We start from the raw sequence: 274 nt of genomic DNA, 5'->3' as shown, positions 1-274 counted from the left end.
AGTCAGCCTGGCATCAGCCAGCACTTGCGGAAATTAAAGAACGCCGGCCTTGTGCGGGAAAGACGCGAGGGCCAGTGGCGGTACTATGCCATTCATCCGTCCGGTCCGGAATACGCGCTGGTTTGCTCGATTCTGAAGCAGATAGATGAAAAGGACGAAGTTTTACAGACATTGCGGCAAAAAGAAGTCACTGTTACATGCCGGTAAGGGGGATATATTCTTGGGAGTTGCGGTTTTATCAGCGCTGATTTTTGTGCTGACACTTGTGTTTGTC

General features: G+C 50.4%; 1 protein-coding gene. It reads left to right on the top strand.

Annotated features, from left to right (window positions below; genetic code table 11):
• The coding region (locus R0K30_RS21895; protein WP_410612935.1) for an ArsR/SmtB family transcription factor at positions 1–207 on the top strand (207 nt) is incomplete at its 5' end.
• Between the last annotated feature and the right edge of the window lie 67 nt (positions 208–274).

It is taken from the genome of Bacillus sp. SIMBA_154 (assembly GCF_046536015.1).
GTDB lineage: Bacteria > Bacillota > Bacilli > Bacillales > Bacillaceae > Bacillus > Bacillus pumilus_P.
This window is presented reverse-complemented; position numbering and strand designations above follow the sequence as displayed.